This window comes from Ammoniphilus sp. YIM 78166 (genome assembly GCF_004522215.1).
GTDB lineage: Bacteria > Bacillota > Bacilli > Aneurinibacillales > RAOX-1 > YIM-78166.
Window position 1 is genome coordinate 383,103 of the sequence record NZ_SDLR01000004.1, and the last position, 16,975, is coordinate 400,077.

Consider the following 16,975-nt stretch of genomic DNA (forward strand, 5'->3'; position numbering starts at 1 on the left):
CTTTAAAAAATCCAGCAAAAAGTACTATAGGCCTCTCTCTGCACCTTGCAAAATGTAAAAAAAGAAGAATCCCAAAGATCCTCAACACTCCACACCTCGCCTGTCTAAAAAGGCTAAGTCACAGCAACCAGAAGCAGGATGTTTTTGATCTGCTGTGTACTTAGTGTAAGATAAGAGTAAGATCTTGGAGAAACGGTGATGAAATGTTGGAGTGGACAGGGGAAAGGATTATTCCCAAACTATTAAAGCCAACCAATGGCATGCTGCTAGAGCATATTGCCCGATACTATTTCGCTTTTCCCTTTATTCAAGGGAGAGTGTTAGATATCGCTTGCGGAACCGGCTATGGCTGCCATATGGTGGCGAAGGACCGCAAACGTGAGGTGCATGAGGTCATTGGCGTTGATATTGATGAGGAATCCCTTTTCTATGCGAATCGAGAATACAATCATCAGAAGGTTAGATATGTACAAGGGGACGCCCTAGACCCGCAGCTGCCTGATCGCCTAGGACTGTTTGATACCATCCTTAGCTTTGAAACGATTGAGCATGTTCCGGATGATCAATTATTTATGAACCATTTATATCGCATGCTAAAACCAGGTGGAACTCTGGTGTTATCCAGTCCTTTTGGAAGGGGGAGAGGGATGCCGACAAGCGAACCTTTTCATTATCATCAATTTACGCCTGAAGAATTTGAGCAACTTTTTACGCCATTTTCAGAAGTGGATACCTATTATCAGCGGGGTGTCATCTTCGAAAAACCGAGAGAAGGAGTTCGCTACTTTATTGGAATCGCAGTATGTAAAAAATAAAAGGATAGGTGTTTATATTGACGGATTTCTTAACATTGGGCATACGCTCTAGCCTGATTGAAACACTCAGAAACAACGGAATCTATGAGCCGACTCCGGTTCAAGAAAGAACCATCCCTCTTCTGCTCGCGGGTAGGGATGTGATCGCTCAAGCTCAGACGGGGACAGGGAAAACTTTATCCTTCATCTTGCCTATATTAGAAAGGATCGATCCGGCAAAGGCGCAGGTACAAGCCTTGATCGTGACTCCTACACGAGAGCTGGCTTTGCAAATTACGGCTGAAGTCAACAAGATCATCTCTGGTGTGGAAGGAGCTCAAGTGCTTGCCGTATATGGAGGTCAAGATGTAGAGCAGCAACTAAGGAAATTAAACGGAGCCAATCACGTTGTCATTGCAACGCCTGGACGTTTACTGGACCATTTAAGAAGAGGCACCATCGAGCTTACGGGAGTTACGATGCTTGTGCTAGATGAAGCCGATCAAATGCTTCATATGGGCTTCCTCAATGAAGTAGAAGAGATTATTCGGCAAACCCCCGTTAGTCGGCAGACCATGCTGTTTTCAGCCACCATGGCTGAGCCCATTCGTTCCCTTGCTGCGCAGTATATGAATCGACCGGAAGACATACGAATTCGCAAGCAGCAGATCACACTCGAAGGCATTAAGCAATACGTAATGGAAACGACGGATCGTGCCAAACAGGAAAATTTGAGAAAGTTAATTGATATCTATCGTCCTTATCTGGCCATTATTTTTTGTCGTACGAAGCGGAGAGCAAGCAAGTTAAATGAGGCTTTGAAATCGCTGGGCTATGACTCGGATGAGCTTCATGGCGACTTGTCCCAAGCCAAGCGCGAGGAGGTCATGGCCCGATTTCGAGAAGCGAAGATCCAGCTTCTTGTTGCTACGGACGTGGCGGCTCGCGGATTAGATGTGGAAGGGGTCACGCACGTATTCAATTACGATATTCCCCATGATGCAGAAAGCTATATCCACCGGATTGGCCGCACGGGCCGTGCGGGGGGTAAAGGGTTAGCGATTACCTTAGTGGCACCGAAGGACCGAGGCTATTTAGAGAGCATTGAAAAAGGCATCAAACAACCCATTAAAAGGAAAGTATTAGATGAGCCGAAGAAGCCTTGGGAGGAACAACCTACTGAAAAACAAAGCCACCGTTTTTCCGGTGGAAAGGGAAGGGGAAGACACCGTGCAAGGACAAAATCGAAGTAATATTCGTCCAGGTATCGAAGTGGACATCGTCTTAAAAAAAGACCAAGCTACAGGAAAATTGACCAGGGGAATCGTAAAAGATATCTTAACCAAATCACCGAATCACCCCCATGGTATTAAAGTGCGTTTACAGGACGGGCAGGTAGGCAGGGTGAAAGAGATTATGAGGACGTGATTGATTTGAGTATATTAATGAAGCTATCCTCCGAAGTCGGAGATAAAACCGAAGAAGCGAATAGACAAGTTGCAGCGGAGTGCATTCAACATCCTGAGTTCATTGCCGAGATAGCGGAAGGACTACAAGCGAAAAAAGCAGCCCTCGCAGCCGATTGCGCAGAGGTGATGACGAAAGTGGCAGAAGTCCAGCCTCAACTCATCGTTCCTTTTGCTGAGCAGCTGATTTCATTATTGGATCATAAGACGACCAAGGTACGTTGGGAAGCGATGCATGCCATATCTTTAATTGCCTATCAGATTCCACATCTGATTCATCCCATACTGCTAGCTCTCGAAAAAATCCTTCATCAAGACTCGAGCACCATTGTACGAGACTATACCATTGATACGCTAAGTCAGTATGCTAGGGCCGGAGAAAAAGAAGCTCAAGAGGCTTTTCCTATACTAAGAGAAGCTCTAACAGTGTGGGAAGGGAAGCATCGCGGAAGAGTGTTGCAGGGGCTTGTTTTCATACTGAACGCTCATCCTGGATTCGCAATTGATATTCGAATGATTGCACAAGATTATTTGGAAGATTCTCGAGGCGTTGTGAAAAAAGCAGCGAAAGCCTTACTGAAGTTAATTGGATAGTTCGTTCTAGACACGTTTACCTGAGAGTAGAGGTGTCTTCTTCCGTATAAGCTGAATAAACCCTCCTTTATATGGTCAATGATGGAGACGTAGCTATATTCCGTCATTTATGATATAAATGTTAGTAATTATGCGTATTCGGAGTGGACTAGATATAGAAAGGTTGGTAAACATGGAGAACAAACAGAGCTCATCTAATTTTATTAAGAATATCGTGATAGATGACTTGGAATCCGGCAAGTATGAAAAAGTCATTACACGGTTTCCGCCAGAGCCGAATGGATATTTACACATTGGACATGCCAAATCTATCGTGCTTAATTTCGAACTAGCGGATGAATTTAAGGGGAAGACCAATCTTCGTTTTGATGACACGAACCCGGTGAAGGAAGATCAAGAATTTGTGGATTCGATCAAGGAAGATGTAGCCTGGTTAGGCTATGAGTGGGATGGGCTTTTCTTTGCTTCAGACTATTTCGAAGAGATGTATAATCGAGCCGTTTTACTGATTAAAAAGGGAAAAGCATATGTGGATGACCTTTCAGCAGAAGAGATTCGTTCGTATCGCGGAACGTTGACGGAAAAGGGAAAAGAAAGTCCTTATCGTAACCGCAGCGTGGAAGAAAACTTGGATTTATTCGAACGCATGAGAAACGGAGAATTCAAGGATGGAGAAAAGGTTCTTCGTGCGAAAATTGATATGTCCTCTCCGAATATTACCATGAGGGACCCCGTCTTGTATCGTATTGCTCATGCCACCCATCATAATACAGGCGATAAGTGGTGCATTTATCCGATGTATGACTTCGCCCATCCATTAGAGGATGCTGTAGAAGATGTGACGCATTCGATTTGTACCTTAGAATTTGAGGATCATCGTCCTCTCTACAACTGGGTGATTGAAGAGTGTGAGATGGAGAGCAAGCCGAAGCAAATTGAATTTGCTCGTCTTAACCTGACCAATACGGTCATGAGCAAGAGAAAGCTGAAGCAGTTGGTGGATGAAGCCGTGGTAGACGGCTGGGATGATCCCCGCATGCCGACCATTTCTGGACTTCGTCGAAAGGGTTATACACCAGATGCTATCCGTAATTTCTGTAAAGAAATCGGGGTGGCGAGAAGCTACAGTGTGGTAGATGCCCAGATGCTAGAGCACTTTATTCGTGAAGATCTTAAATTGAAGGCTTTAAGAACCATGGGAATCTTACGACCATTAAAGGTCATTATTACGAATTACCCTGAAGACCAGGTTGAAATGCTGGAAGCCGAAAATAATCCAGAGAACCTCGAGATGGGACATCGTCAAATTCCTTTCTCCCGTGAGATCTATATTGAGCAAGATGATTTTATGGAAGAGCCACCTAAAGGCTATCACCGACTATTCCCGGGAAATGAAGTGCGTCTGAAGCATGCTTACTTCATTAAATGTAATGAAGTCATTAAAAATGACCAAGGTGAAGTCACAGAGATTCATTGCACCTATGACCCTGAAACCAAAAGCGGTACAGGCTTCACCGGGCGAAAAGTAAAAGGAACCATTCACTGGGTAGAGGCAACGAATGCTGTACCTGCTGAGTTCAGATTGTACGAGCCTCTAATTTTGAATGAAGATCAAGAAGAAGGAGAAACCTTCTTAGATCATATTAATCCAAACTCCTTAGAAATCGTGCAAGGCTATGTGGAAGCGAATATGACGGAAGCGAAACCGCAAGATAAGTATCAATTTTTCCGCCATGGCTACTTCAATGTCGATCCTAAGTATACAACGAAGGACAAGCTTGTCTTTAATCGGATTGTTTCGTTGAAGAGTTCGTTTAAAATATAAAGATTGAATGAAAGGATGTCTATGACTTTAGACATCCTTTTTCTTTGTGTAGTAAGACTAAATGTTTATTTTTCACCAAATTAATATTTCTTTAACACAGTGCCTTTAAGATAGAGTATGAAATTATTCATACTCTAAGGAGGAACTTTTGTGTTCGATCGAAGGAAAAGAAAATGGATCAACGTGTTGACGGTCTTTGCTTTACTGTTTTCCGTCATGCTGGGTCTGCCTTTTCAAGTGGTACAAGCCAACAGTGTCTTGACGGTAGGACAAGCGATTGCCAACAATACGGGAAAAGGAACCGTAGAAGGGTATATTGTTGCTCATACCACAAGCGGTAGTGGAGGGATTGCTTCGTATAAATTTGAAGCTCCTTTTGCTAATGATTTTAATTTTGCCCTAGCGGATTCCCCAACAGAAAGAGACAAAGCGAAGCTTTTACCTGTCCAAATACCAGCAAACTTTAGAACGACTTTTGCTTTACAAACAAACCCAACGAATATTGGAAAAAAAGTGCGCGTAGCTGGGGATTTAAAAGCCTATTTTACAGTTCCTGGATTACAATCACCCAGTTCCATCGAGTTCATAGAATCCTCTACCAATCCCGATCCAACGCCTGAGGAGCCTTCCGTCATCTCCCTTGCTGAGGCAAGAGGACGAGTGGGCCAGACGGTGATCATACAAGGGGTTGTGACAGCGGACAATGCCGCGATTGGAGGCGGTAGGCTTTCGACTTATATCCAGGATGAAATGGCAGGTATCAACCTCTTTGCACATTCCTTAGCTGGATTTCCTGACTTGAAGGAAGGAGATCTCGTTAAAGTAAAAGGAAGAATAGAAGTTTACAACGGGTTAACCGAGGTTGTTCCTGCAGCAGGTGATGTAGAAGTACTCGAACAAGGAAAAGAACTGCCGGAAGCGAAGGCAACGAGTATTAGTCTACTTAATCAATCTAGTGAAGCTGAGCCTTTAGAAGGTAAGCTTGTTAAGCTTACCGGTTACGTACAGAATATCCCTTCTTCTCCGGCTGGCGGAGGCTATAATGTCACACTAGTAGATGACAAGTTCCAATCTACGACCTTGCGTGTGATGGTGAATTCCCTAGATATCGAGCTGCTTGAGAAGGGAAAATGGTATGAGATTACGGGTATTTTAAGTCAGTATAATAGCTATCAGCTGATTCCTAGAAAAGCCTCTGATCTCGTCTTATTGGACCATCAGCTTCCGGAACCATCCGCAGCGGGAGAGTACGAGGCTATCGTTGCTAGTGTGACGGATGGAGATACCATTAGGCTAACGGCTCCGGTGCTCGGGGCTAGCAACGTTCGTTTCTTGAATATTGATACAGCAGAAACCTATCACACGCCTAAAAATGAAGCGGATCAAAATCAAAAGGATCTAGGCGAAAAAGCCAAGCAATATCTAAACACGCTGCTGAAGGCAGGGGATCAGGTTGTCTTAAAGGTAGGTTCGGAGCCAACGGACAGCTATGGCCGCCTATTAGCTGAAGTAATTAGGAAGTCCGATGGATTAAATACGAATCTAGAGATGGTAGAAAAGGGACATGCCGTAACATACTTTATCTGGCCAATTGGCGAGGATTATGAAGTCTATTCTCAAGCTGTTAAACGTGCTTCTGATGCGAAATTGGGGATCTGGAATGAAACGGAGCCTCTGATGGAATTGCCGTTTGTTTTTCGAGCTCGCGAGCAAGGAAGAGAGATATTGCGTCCGGTAGGGAACTATTTTACGAAAAAATATGTTGCGCCAGAAGCGTGGACCTCTGTTCCGGTGGAAGCTCGTGTATTCTTTGATTCAAATCAAGAGGCTGAAGCCAATGGATATGTTCCGGCTAATTCTAATCCAGAGCCTGTTCCACAGGAAGCTGTGAAAGTGAAGCTACTGGGTGTGAATGATTGGCATGGGAAAATTGATGTAACGTCCACGATTTCAGGCATTCAGTATGGTCGTGCGGATTATCTGGCTGCATACTTACGTCAAAGAAAAGAGGCTAACCCGAATACACTACTCATTCATTCTGGGGACATGGTAGGGGGAAGCTCCCCCGTTTCGAAGCTACTGCAAGAAGAGCCTACAGTACAAATAATGAACGCGATGGGATTTGACGTAGGTACGGTAGGGAATCATGAGTTTGATGCAGGTGTAGAAGAAATGCTGCGACTGATTCACGGTGGAGATCACCCGAATGGAACGGAGAACTATCAAGGGATGAATTTTCCGCTTGTAGCAGCCAATGTGGAATATAAGGACACCGGAAAACTCGTATTAGATCCATATGTAATTAAGGAAGTTGGTGGCGTTCCGATTGGGTTCATTGGAGTAGCCACGAAAGCAACGCCAAGCATGGTGATGCCAACCGGGATTACCACCATCCGATTTACAGATGAAGCGACGGCCATCAATAAGTTCGTTCCTGAGCTTCAAGCCAGAGGGGTCGAAGCCATTGTGGTGCTCGCCCATGTTCCTGGAGAACAAGACGGGACCACAGCTAAAGGTGAAGTAGCTGAGATGGCCAAGAAGGTTAATGATGCTGTCGATATTATCTTGGCCGCCCATAATCATGTAAAAGTCAATGCTATGGTTGGAAATAAGCTTATTGTACAGGCTTGGGAGTATGGAAATGCGTTTGCAGATATTGACATCGAGATTGATCCTGTAAGCAAAGATATCGTTAAGAAGTCCGCGGAAATCGTGGATGTGGTTCAACAAAACATTCAGCCTGATCCGGTGGTAGGGGCTATTTTAAATAAATACCTGGAACAGATTGCACCTAAGGTCAATCAGATTGTCGGGACTTCGGAAGTGGAGTTGCTGAAGGGGTATCCTACGAAGGGGATATTTGGTGATATGGCATTGGGCAATTTTATTGCAGATGGCATGAGATGGTCGATGCAAGCCGATTTTGCCCTCATGAATGGTGGAGGTGTGCGTGATAACATTGATGTAGGTCCGATTACCTGGGGCGAGTTATTCAATGTTCAGCCGTTTGGGAATACCTTGGTTAAGATTGAAGTAACAGGCCAGCAGTTTATCGAGATCCTGAATGCGATGATCAATCCTGCTTATGGACCGGATTCATTTATTTCTGGTGCAAGCTATACGTTTGACCCAGTCACGAATAAAGTCGTTCGAGTGGTTTTAGAAAATGGTCAGAGCCTTGACCTTGCTGCCACCTATTCTTTGGTTGTAAATAACTATATGTACTATCAGACCTCTGCGAAATACAGGTTGCTTGGATTGTACGGTAAGAACGTGGAGCAAGGGCCGGAAGATATTGTGGCTTCCGTAGACTATGTGATGAGTTTAGGAGAACCTGTACGTCACGAAGCTGAAGGTCGAATTAGCACAGATTTAACTGCTCCTGTAACGGAAGTGGTAGTGGAAGGTCAATCCGGTGAAGAAAGCTACAATCAAAAGGAAGTTCAAATCACGTTCAGTGCAACCGATGCCGGGGTGGGTGTGGCGAGAATGGAGTACCGTGTAAATAACGGAGAATGGAAGCTCGCGAAAGAAGGTATGACGGTTAACGAAGAAGGCAGAAACCTGATCGAATACCGTTCTGTTGATCGTGTAGGGAATCAAGAGGCGGTCAAGAGCTTGGTCATTCTACTAGATAAAACAGCCCCTGTGATCGAAGCTCCAGATCAATGGTCCATCTATCGCCACGAGGCTTTTACATTTACTCCAGAGGTGACGGACCAGGAAAGTGGCGTAAAAGAAGTCGTGATTCGCGTGAATGGCGTAAAGACGGCAGCAAATTCGGTGGAAATAGGACCACTGGAACTCAGCGTTGGCCAGCATACGATCACGGTCACGGCGACGGATCATGCAGGCCATCAAGTGACGAAAGAATTTACGCTAGAAGTAATCATGGATGTTCAGCATTTAGATGAATTAGTTCAGACCGCCATTACCCATGATATTAGCAAGAGTTTGCTTGAAAAGGTGGAAGCGGCACAGTCAGCAGAAAATGAGAAAGCGAAAGCTAACATTTTAGAAGCTTTACAAAACCAAATCAAAGCCCAATCCGGCAAATCCATCGAAAAGGAACTTGCTAACCAACTAATAAAAGATATACAAGAAGCTCAACAGAGGATGTCTACCAAGACATCCTCTTCTTTTCGTTGTATCATAATAGTAAAAAATTAGAAAAGGTGATGTTCAATGATTTACAACGAGCGACTGAAGCAACTCCTTGCTTATTTAGAAAAAGAAAAGCTACAAGCAGCGATGATTACCTCACCGACCAATATTTATTTTCTAACGGGTTTTTACGCGGACCCACATGAGCGATTTATGGCCCTATTTTTGAACGCAAGCCAAGGACATGTGCAATTATTTGTTCCTAGCTTAGATCTGGAAAGTGCAGAGGCGAAGGCCCAAGGCGTAGATCAGATCATTCCGGTATCAGATACTGACAATCCATATCAGGTTGTAAGAGAACAGATAGCAGGTGGTTTTAACCAGCTTGGCGTAGAGAAAAAGGGGTTAAGCTTATTTCAAGCAGAGAGTCTGCAAGAGGTTTATCCTGGTGTTAAGTTTAGCGATGTCGAGGCGTATATCACCTCGATGCGATTGATTAAGTCGAAAGAAGACATCCAGATTGTTCGTCGAGCGATCGAGGTGGTAGAGAACGTGCTGCAGCATGGCGTTTCTAAAGTAGCTCCCGGTGTAACGGAGCTGGAAATCACCGCGGAGCTCGAGTATCAAATGAAGGTGTTGGGAGCGGATCGTCCTGCTTTTTCTACCATTGTTTTGTCCGGAGCCCAGTCCGCCCTCCCGCATGGTCGTCCGGGAACCAAGAAGATCGAGTCTGGGGAGCTGCTGCTGTTTGATTTAGGAGTATTCGTTGATGGCTATTGCTCCGATATTACGCGTACTTTTGTGGTAGGAGAAGCTACGGCTGAACAACGAAAAATGTATGAGGCGGTCAGAGTGGGAAATGAAAAGGCAATCCAAGCTGTTGCGGATGGGAAGCCCATTGGATTGCTGGACCAAGCCGCTCGGGCCCATATTGAAGCCGAAGGGTTAGGTCAGTACTTTATTCACCGCGTAGGTCATGGTCTTGGTTTGGATGTGCACGAGGCACCTTCCATTCATTCTCAGAACGAGATGCTCATGCAGCCTGGATTTTTATTTACCATTGAGCCGGGCGTTTATATTCCAGGTGTGGGAGGCGTACGTATTGAGGATGATGTTTACATTGGTGAAGATGGGAAAGCAGAGGTCCTGACCAGCTATCCAAAAGAATTGAAGGAGCTATAGTCGTCGCTTATTTTCGGATAACCTTTCCAGGTTTAGGGGAAAATGTTCATGGAGAAGCTTGGGCACATACTGAAATTATTTTCACACCCCCTTTGTAATGTGAAAAAAAATTTCGTATAATAAATCTAAACCATACAATGGAAGGCGGACCACTCACGATGTCTAAACAACAAATCGGCGTTATTGGGCTTGCTGTCATGGGCAAGAACTTGGCCCTTAATATTGAAAGTCGAGGATTTACCGTATCGGTTTATAACCGTTCCGCGGAAAAAACGGAGGAGCTGCTTCAAGAAGCAAAAGGAAAAAACCTCGTGGGAACTTACTCTATGGAAGAGTTTGTAGAGTCTCTTGAAACCCCTAGAAAGATTATGATTATGGTAAAAGCGGGTAAGCCAACGGACGATACCATCGAGCAGTTAAAGCCGCTTCTAGCCAAGGGCGACATTCTCATCGATGGCGGTAATGCTTATTTCCCTGATACTCTTCGCCGGAATAAGGAATTAGAATCCGTAGGCATTCGCTTTATTGGAGCCGGTGTCTCAGGTGGTGAGGAAGGCGCATTGAAAGGCCCTGCGATCATGCCAGGTGGACAAGAAGATGCTTACAGACTGGTGGAACCCATTCTAACCGCGATCTCCGCGAAAGTAGGAGACGATCCTTGCTGTACCTATATCGGTCCAGATGGTGCAGGTCACTATGTGAAAATGGTGCACAATGGGATTGAGTACGGAGATATGCAACTAATCTGTGAAGCCTACCATCTTCTGAAGCATACCCTGAATCTGAGTGCACAGGAGTTCCATGAGGTGTTTGCCGAGTGGAATAAAGGTGAACTAGACAGCTATCTGATCGAAATTACTGCCGATATCTTCACGAAGGTAGATGAGGAAACCGGCAAGCCGATGGTGGACTTGATTCTCGATACGGCAGGCCAGAAGGGCACAGGAAAATGGACCAGCCAGAGCTCTCTCGATTTAGGAGTACCTCTGTCCATTATTACGGAGTCCGTATTTGCCCGATTCCTCTCCGCGATGAAGGATGAGCGGGTCAAGGCCAGCCAGATCCTAAAAGGACCGGAAACAACCCAAGCTTCGGTTGACCGTGCAGAGTTTATTGAAGCGGTTCGCAAGGCGTTGTATGCAAGCAAGATCTGCTCTTATGCTCAAGGTTTTGCTCAGATGAGAGCGGCATCGGAAGAATACAACTGGAACTTAAACTATGGTGAGATCGCGATGATCTTTAGAGGCGGTTGTATTATTCGAGCGCAATTCCTGCAAAACATTAAGGATGCATACGATCGTGATCCAGGGCTTAAGAACTTACTGCTCGATTCTTACTTCCAAGATATCGTACAGACCTATCAGGATGCCTGGAGACGAGTGGTTTCCACGGCGATTACCATCGGTGTACCAGTACCTGCTTTTTCCAGTGCATTGGCTTACTTTGACAGCTACCGTTCCGAGAGGCTTCCAGCGAATCTTCTGCAGGCGCAGCGGGATTACTTCGGTGCCCATACGTACCAGCGCATTGATAAAGAAGGAACCTTCCACACCCAATGGTTTTAAACAAAAAACAGGCTATGAGCTTCCATGCTCATAGCCTTCTTTGATAGGTTGCGATCTTACCAAAAGAGCCCTCTAATGACGTGTAGACTTCCTGATAGATTTCGTACAAACTCTGGTACTGCTGATGATGCAGAGGATTGGGGAGATAAGTTTGTCTAATGGGGACCTGATCCTTATAGGCATCTAACCGATCCATTTCCCCTAATGCGTATAGGACCAGCAGAGCCGCACCCCAGCTGGAGCTCTGATGGCTTTCTGGGATTTCAACTGGCGCGCCAAAAATATCGGATAAGATCTGGCACCAAAGCGGAGATTGGACAAAACCGCCGGAAGCACGCACTGATCGGAAGTCTCCCGATAGATCCTGTAGGGCTTTCCCCACGCTATATACACTGTAGATCACGCCTTCCATAGCGGCACGTACAAAGTGTCCTCGCTGATGATGCAAGGCCATTCCAAAAAAGCATCCCCTGGCATCCGCATTCCAAATCGGCGCTCGCTCGCCGGACAGATAAGGAAGGCATAACAGCCCTCCGCTTCCAATTCCCGCAATGGCCGCTTCTGCAGCCAATTCATCGTAGGAAGCACCTGGAGCGAACTGATCTCGGAACCACCGCAGCAAGATCCCACCGTTATTCGTAGGCCCTCCAATCACCCATTGCTTGTCAGCCAAAGCGTAGCAAAACGTACGCATCTGAGTATCGGTTAGAGGTTCTGGTACTACCGTTCGAATGGCCCCACTTGTCCCAATCGTAATCGCCACATCCCCTTTTTCCATGGCCCCAATGCCGAGATTGGCTAAGCACCCATCACTTCCGCCAATAACAAAAGGCATATCCTCTCCAATTCCCATGGCCCTCGCATGCTCAGGATTCATTCCTTGAAGCACATGGGTGGTAGGCACAGGATCAGGCAGCTGATCTTTATGGATACCCAGAAGCTGCAGTACTTCCGTATCATAGTCTAGTTGCTCCAAGTTGAATAAACCGGTAGCTGAGGCTAAAGAATAATCAATTACATAGCGTCCGAACCAGCGGTAGAGCAAGTAATCCTTAATGGAAATAAACTTGTGCACCTGAGTAAAGAGCTCTGGTTGTTCCTCCTTAAACCATAAAATCTTGCTGAGGGGAGACATAGGATGAATGGGAGTCCCTGTCCGAAGATAAATCTCTCTTCCTTGACTTAACAGAAGCTTTTCCGATTGATGAATGCTTCGGTTATCCGCCCAAATGATGGTGCGGGTCAATGGGCTTCCTTGTTCGTCCATCAGCAGAAGAGAGTGCATGGCTGAGCTGATGCCCACCCCAAGAAATGCGGTAGTTGCTGACTTCTCCACGGCTACCCGAATGGCTTCTTCCGCAGCACGCAAAATTTGCTCTGGATCTTGCTCAGCCCAAGCGGGGGAAGGAGTAAAAATAGGGTATTCCACGGCATGTTCACTGATGACTTTCCCTTGCAAAGTAAATACGACGGCTTTTGTACTCGTCGTGCCAATATCTAATCCAATTACATGCATAATCTAATCTCCTAGAGTCTTTTTTGAGAGATGGCTTCACGGATTTTTTCTGTGTTTGACATCGTTTCATCAAAACGGGTCATGGCCATCCCGACATACAGTGCATCAATAATGCATAACTGAGCTAACCTGGAGGAGAGGGCCTCTGAACGAAAGATGGTTTCTCGGGAGGCAGTAAATAAGCTGACATCCGCGAGTTGGCTGATCGGCGTTTTCCCATATCGGGTAATCGTAATAATATGGGCCCCTGCCTCTTTGGCGATCTTGAGGTTCTCGAGGATATCTTTGTTCACCCCAGAGTGAGATACACCTAGAACGACATCGCCTTTTTGCAGAAGCGAGGCTTGGATAGCTTGAAGGTGTGAATCCGAATGATAGAAGGTCGGAATCCCTGTACGAACAAATTTATGATAGGCGTCCAAGATAAGAGAGGAAGACCCTCCCACTCCAAATAGATCAATCCGGCGAGCCTGAACAAGAAGGGTAATGGCTTCGCTCAGCGTCGCTTCGTCTAATATGTCTAAGGTATCACGAAGGGCTTCAATATTCGTGGTAAATACCTTATGGGCAATGACGGGGAGGCTATCCCCTTCCTGAATGGCTTCATGTAGGTCCTGAATGGGATGAACCACCTCTTTGGCCAACGAAATCTTAAGAGCTTGGTAGCCCTTGAACCCTAAGCGTTTACATAAACGAAAGATCGTGGCTTCGGCACAGGCTGTTTCTTCTGCCAATTCATTGATGGATAAATGGATGATTTTTTCAGGATGATCGATGATGTAATTGGCAATGATCCTTTCTTTATCACTCAGAGAAGGAAAAGAAGCACGAATATAAGCTAAACAATTCTGCATAAGTAAAGTATCTCCTCGTAAGTATATCCATTACCCTATTTTATCAGAAAATGACTTGATAAAGAAAAGTATGGAAAATAAAGGGCTGGGTATCCTAATTTCTATCAAAACTAGTTTGCACCTAGATAAGGGAGGTTTTCTTATGAAAAAATTATTTACAGGCTTACTGATCACGTCCATGCTATCTGCGGGTCTAGTAGGCTGCGGTGGCGGTCAACAAGCCGAGCCGCCAGCTGGCCAACCGGGGCAAGCGGCACCTGCGGATGTCCGGACGATTCGTGCAGGAATTGGGCTAAACGATCAGCACCCTCAATATAAGGGTCTCTTGAAGTTTAAAGAAATCGTGGAGGCAGAAACCAATGGAGCCATTGTCGTTGAAACCTATCATAGTGGACAGTTAGGCGACGACCGCACGATGATGGAAGCTCTGCAGCTCGGAACCCAAGAGATGACAATCCCTTCCACGGCTCCGATTGCAAACTTTGTTCCTGATTTCTCTGTGTTTGATATTCCTTTCTTAATGCCGAGTGAAGAAGTGGCAGATAAGGTACTGCTTGAAAGTGAGATTTCCCAGCAGCTATTAGACAAGCTCCCAGCACAAAACCTCATCGGATTAGCCTACTGGGAGAATGGATTCCGTAACCTAACCAATAATAAGCGGGCTGTAGCGACAGCAGCTGATTTTAAAGATTTAAAGATTAGAACGATGGAAAATCAGCTGCACTTGGCTGCCTTCCGTGCATTGGGTGCCAATCCTACTCCGATGGCCTTCAGTGAATTGTTTACGGCCATGCAGCAGGGGACGGTGGATGGACAGGAAAACCCGATAGCCACTATTTATTTGCAAAAGTACTTTGAGGTTCAGAAGCATGTGTCCACCACGAAGCATATCTACAGTCCATTTGTTGTTCTATTGAGCAAAGCATTTTGGGATGCTTCCACTCCTGAGCAGCAAGAAATACTGAAGCGTGCCGCAGTGGAAGCAGGTCAAGTGCAACGCCAGCTTAACCGTGAAGCCAATTCCCAGTATCTAGAGGAGTTAAGGACCGCTGGCATGACCGTGACGGAAGTAACCGAAGAAGCTCGTGCAGAAATGAAGGCGGTAACGGATACGGTCCTGGATCAGTTTGCAGACAAGATTGGAAAAGAGACCATTGATAAAGTAAGAGCAGCTATTGAGGCAGCAAGTTAGTAGACAGGAGTCTCTAAAGAAGGGAACAGTGCGGACTTACCGTCTGTTCCCTTCTAACGTGAAGGGAGGAAAATCAATGTCCCTATTAAAAAGGATAGACCGAAATTTTGAGGAAGTTCTCTGTGTTGTTTTATTCTCCATTATGGTCATTCTCACCTTTATCCAAGTCCTTTCCCGGTTTGTGTTTAATATTTCTCTGGGATGGTCGGAAGAAATCTCCCGATTCATGTTTGTCTGGCTTGTCTATCTTTCGGCCGCAATGGCAGCTAAGCATCGGAGACATATTCGGGTCGAGCTTATTGATCAATTCTTGCCTCGAAGGTTTTCGAAGTGGGCTGGATTGGTGTCAGATCTCTTGTGGATCACGTATGCGCTGTTTGTATCCTTTTTTGGGTGGAACGTCGCGATGATGATCATGGGACATGGTCAGTTATCGCCTGCGGTACAGCTTCCCATGGGTTGGATCTACATGATCATTCCTTTTGGCTATGTGCTCATAGCATTCCGGGTAGCGCAGGGGATTGTTGCTCGTTTTCGTGGAGAAGATGAGCTTACGGAGGAAGAAAAACTTCGAAAGGCTATTGAGGAGGGATAAAAATGTCACCACCATTAGTTCTGGGTTTGACGCTCATAGGAAGCTTGCTCATTGGTGTTCCCATTGCCTTTTCCATCGGTATAGCAACCCTCGTGACGTTGTGGGTTGGCGGAATACCGATGGCATTTATCGCACAACAATCTTTTACAGCACTAGATTCCTTTCCCTTGATGGCGGTCCCTTATTTTATCCTTGCAGGGGCCTTAATGGAAACGGGAGGACTGTCCAAAAGAATCATTAATGTGGCACAGGAACTGATGGGGAACATAACAGGCGGCTTTGGTATTGTCACGATTCTGGCCTGTTTGTTGTTTGCCGCCATTTCTGGGTCGAGCCCGGCAACGGTAGCGGCCATTGGTTCGATTATGATCCCGGCTATGGTACAGAGAGGGTATAGCAAGGATTTTGCCGCGGCTGTAGCAGGATCAGGCGGAGGGCTGGGGATTATTATTCCTCCCTCCATTCCGATGATCATTTACGGGATTGTAGCCGGAGTATCCATCGGCGATATGTTTCTAGCGGGATTCGTTCCAGGGGCGCTATTAGCCTCCATGATGATGTTTTACATCTACTGGACTGCGAAAACACGCGGCTATAAGGGTACAGGGGAGAAGTTTAATTTTGGCCGAGTCATGCGTGCGGTTTGGGATGCCAAATGGGCCTTGCTTGCCCCGGTTATCATTCTTGGGGGGATTTATTCAGGAATATTTACTCCTACAGAATCCGCCGTTATAGCAGTGGTTTATGGTCTAGTTGTGGGGTTGTTTGTATACAGGGAGCTTTCCTGGCGGCAAATTCCGAAGACCCTCATTACATCTGCCATCATTACGGGGACGGTCATGGTGATTATGGGTACCGCCACTGCTTTCGGTAAGCTCGTGACCATGTACCAAATTCCAAATATGCTGGCTAATTCCATCATGGGGATTTCTGATAATAAGTATGTTATTCTCTTATTGATTAGCTTGATCATTTTATTTGTCGGGACCTTTATGGAGACGTTATCCATTATCATTATTTTTGCCCCCTTGTTCTTGCCGGTTCTTGTTCAGATGGGCATTCACCCGATTCACTTTGGCATTCTGCTCGTGGTAGGGGCGGAGATTGGGATGATGACGCCGCCTCTGGGTGTCAACTTGTTCGTAGCCTCTGGTATATCAGGCTTATCGATGGAGCGTGTCGCGAAGGCTATTTTGCCGTTTGTCCTTACGTTAATTTTAGGGATGTTAATTCTGATGTTTATTCCTTGGCTTACTTTAGTTATTCCGGATATCTTTTGATCCATGGG

Annotated in this window: 12 protein-coding genes and 1 pseudogene; 11 read left to right on the forward strand and 2 right to left on the reverse strand. The window is 45.8% G+C overall.

Features of this window, described 5'->3' with window-relative positions; translation table 11 throughout:
- The first annotated feature begins 203 nt into the window (after window positions 1-203).
- The 8 genes and pseudogenes from EIZ58_RS18560 (at window position 204) to gndA (ending at window position 11,530) form a co-directional block, all read left to right on the forward strand.
- Window positions 204-815 carry a class I SAM-dependent methyltransferase gene (locus EIZ58_RS18560; protein WP_134702362.1) on the forward strand — a complete coding sequence of 204 codons (612 nt, stop codon included), beginning with the start codon at window positions 204-206 and terminating at the stop codon, window positions 813-815.
- Window positions 816-832: 17 nt separating this feature from the next.
- A pseudogene (locus EIZ58_RS18565) lies at window positions 833-2,044 on the forward strand (DEAD/DEAH box helicase); the annotation flags it as partial.
- Entirely contained in the window at window positions 2,025-2,222 is a 198-nt protein-coding gene (locus tag EIZ58_RS18570; RefSeq protein WP_134702364.1) for a YwbE family protein, read from the forward strand. The pseudogene EIZ58_RS18565 and the gene EIZ58_RS18570, both read left to right, overlap by 20 nt.
- A gap of 5 nt (window positions 2,223-2,227) precedes the next feature.
- Window positions 2,228-2,854: a hypothetical protein gene (locus EIZ58_RS18575; RefSeq protein ID WP_134702365.1), complete on the forward strand. Its 627-nt coding sequence runs from the start codon at window positions 2,228-2,230 to the stop codon at window positions 2,852-2,854.
- 172 nt (window positions 2,855-3,026) lie between these two features.
- Window positions 3,027-4,679 carry a glutamine--tRNA ligase/YqeY domain fusion protein gene (locus EIZ58_RS18580; protein WP_134702366.1) on the forward strand — a complete coding sequence of 551 codons (1,653 nt, stop codon included), beginning with the start codon at window positions 3,027-3,029 and terminating at the stop codon, window positions 4,677-4,679.
- A 150-nt stretch (window positions 4,680-4,829) separates the two neighbouring features.
- Complete coding sequence (locus EIZ58_RS18585; RefSeq protein WP_134702367.1) at window positions 4,830-8,849, forward strand: 5'-nucleotidase C-terminal domain-containing protein; 4,020 nt, start codon at window positions 4,830-4,832, stop codon at window positions 8,847-8,849.
- A gap of 15 nt (window positions 8,850-8,864) precedes the next feature.
- Window positions 8,865-9,965, forward strand: coding sequence for a M24 family metallopeptidase (locus EIZ58_RS18590; protein WP_134702368.1), 1,101 nt, complete (start codon window positions 8,865-8,867; stop codon window positions 9,963-9,965).
- A gap of 158 nt (window positions 9,966-10,123) precedes the next feature.
- Window positions 10,124-11,530: an NADP-dependent phosphogluconate dehydrogenase gene (gndA, locus tag EIZ58_RS18595; RefSeq protein WP_134702369.1), complete on the forward strand. Its 1,407-nt coding sequence runs from the start codon at window positions 10,124-10,126 to the stop codon at window positions 11,528-11,530.
- A 28-nt stretch (window positions 11,531-11,558) separates the two neighbouring features.
- On the opposite strand, the gene EIZ58_RS18600 is transcribed toward gndA, so the two are convergent.
- Together EIZ58_RS18600 and EIZ58_RS18605 are read right to left on the reverse strand one after the other, a co-directional pair.
- Window positions 11,559-13,046: a gluconokinase gene (locus EIZ58_RS18600; protein ID WP_134702370.1), complete on the reverse strand. Its 1,488-nt coding sequence runs from the start codon at window positions 13,044-13,046 to the stop codon at window positions 11,559-11,561.
- 11 nt (window positions 13,047-13,057) lie between these two features.
- Complete coding sequence (locus EIZ58_RS18605; RefSeq protein WP_134702371.1) at window positions 13,058-13,900, reverse strand: MurR/RpiR family transcriptional regulator; 843 nt, start codon at window positions 13,898-13,900, stop codon at window positions 13,058-13,060.
- A gap of 142 nt (window positions 13,901-14,042) precedes the next feature.
- Here EIZ58_RS18605 and EIZ58_RS18610 point away from each other — a divergent pair, with 142 nt between their 5' ends.
- The 3 genes from EIZ58_RS18610 (at window position 14,043) to EIZ58_RS18620 (ending at window position 16,967) form a co-directional block, all read left to right on the forward strand.
- A complete protein-coding gene (locus EIZ58_RS18610) occupies window positions 14,043-15,092 on the forward strand; it encodes a TRAP transporter substrate-binding protein (protein ID WP_134702372.1) in 1,050 nt (349 codons plus the stop codon).
- 76 nt (window positions 15,093-15,168) lie between these two features.
- On the forward strand, window positions 15,169-15,687 hold the full coding sequence (locus EIZ58_RS18615; protein ID WP_134702373.1) for a TRAP transporter small permease: 519 nt from the start codon (window positions 15,169-15,171) through the stop codon (window positions 15,685-15,687).
- 2 nt (window positions 15,688-15,689) lie between these two features.
- Complete coding sequence (locus EIZ58_RS18620) at window positions 15,690-16,967, forward strand: TRAP transporter large permease (protein WP_134702374.1); 1,278 nt, start codon at window positions 15,690-15,692, stop codon at window positions 16,965-16,967.
- The last annotated feature ends 8 nt before the right edge of the window (window positions 16,968-16,975 follow it).

Excerpts from the sequence above, each read along its gene's own strand:
- EIZ58_RS18600 (WP_134702370.1), bottom strand. The coding sequence starts at position 13,046 with ATGCATGTAATTGGATTAGATATTGGCACGACGAGTACAAAAGCCGTC.
- EIZ58_RS18615 (WP_134702373.1), top strand. The coding sequence starts at position 15,169 with ATGTCCCTATTAAAAAGGATAGACCGAAATTTTGAGGAAGTTCTCTGT.
- EIZ58_RS18605 (WP_134702371.1), bottom strand. The coding sequence starts at position 13,900 with ATGCAGAATTGTTTAGCTTATATTCGTGCTTCTTTTCCTTCTCTGAGT.
- EIZ58_RS18610 (WP_134702372.1), top strand. The coding sequence starts at position 14,043 with ATGAAAAAATTATTTACAGGCTTACTGATCACGTCCATGCTATCTGCG.
- EIZ58_RS18590 (WP_134702368.1), top strand. The coding sequence starts at position 8,865 with ATGATTTACAACGAGCGACTGAAGCAACTCCTTGCTTATTTAGAAAAA.
- EIZ58_RS18620 (WP_134702374.1), top strand. The coding sequence starts at position 15,690 with ATGTCACCACCATTAGTTCTGGGTTTGACGCTCATAGGAAGCTTGCTC.
- gndA (WP_134702369.1), top strand. The coding sequence starts at position 10,124 with ATGTCTAAACAACAAATCGGCGTTATTGGGCTTGCTGTCATGGGCAAG.
- EIZ58_RS18580 (WP_134702366.1), top strand. The coding sequence starts at position 3,027 with ATGGAGAACAAACAGAGCTCATCTAATTTTATTAAGAATATCGTGATA.
- EIZ58_RS18560 (WP_134702362.1), top strand. The coding sequence starts at position 204 with ATGTTGGAGTGGACAGGGGAAAGGATTATTCCCAAACTATTAAAGCCA.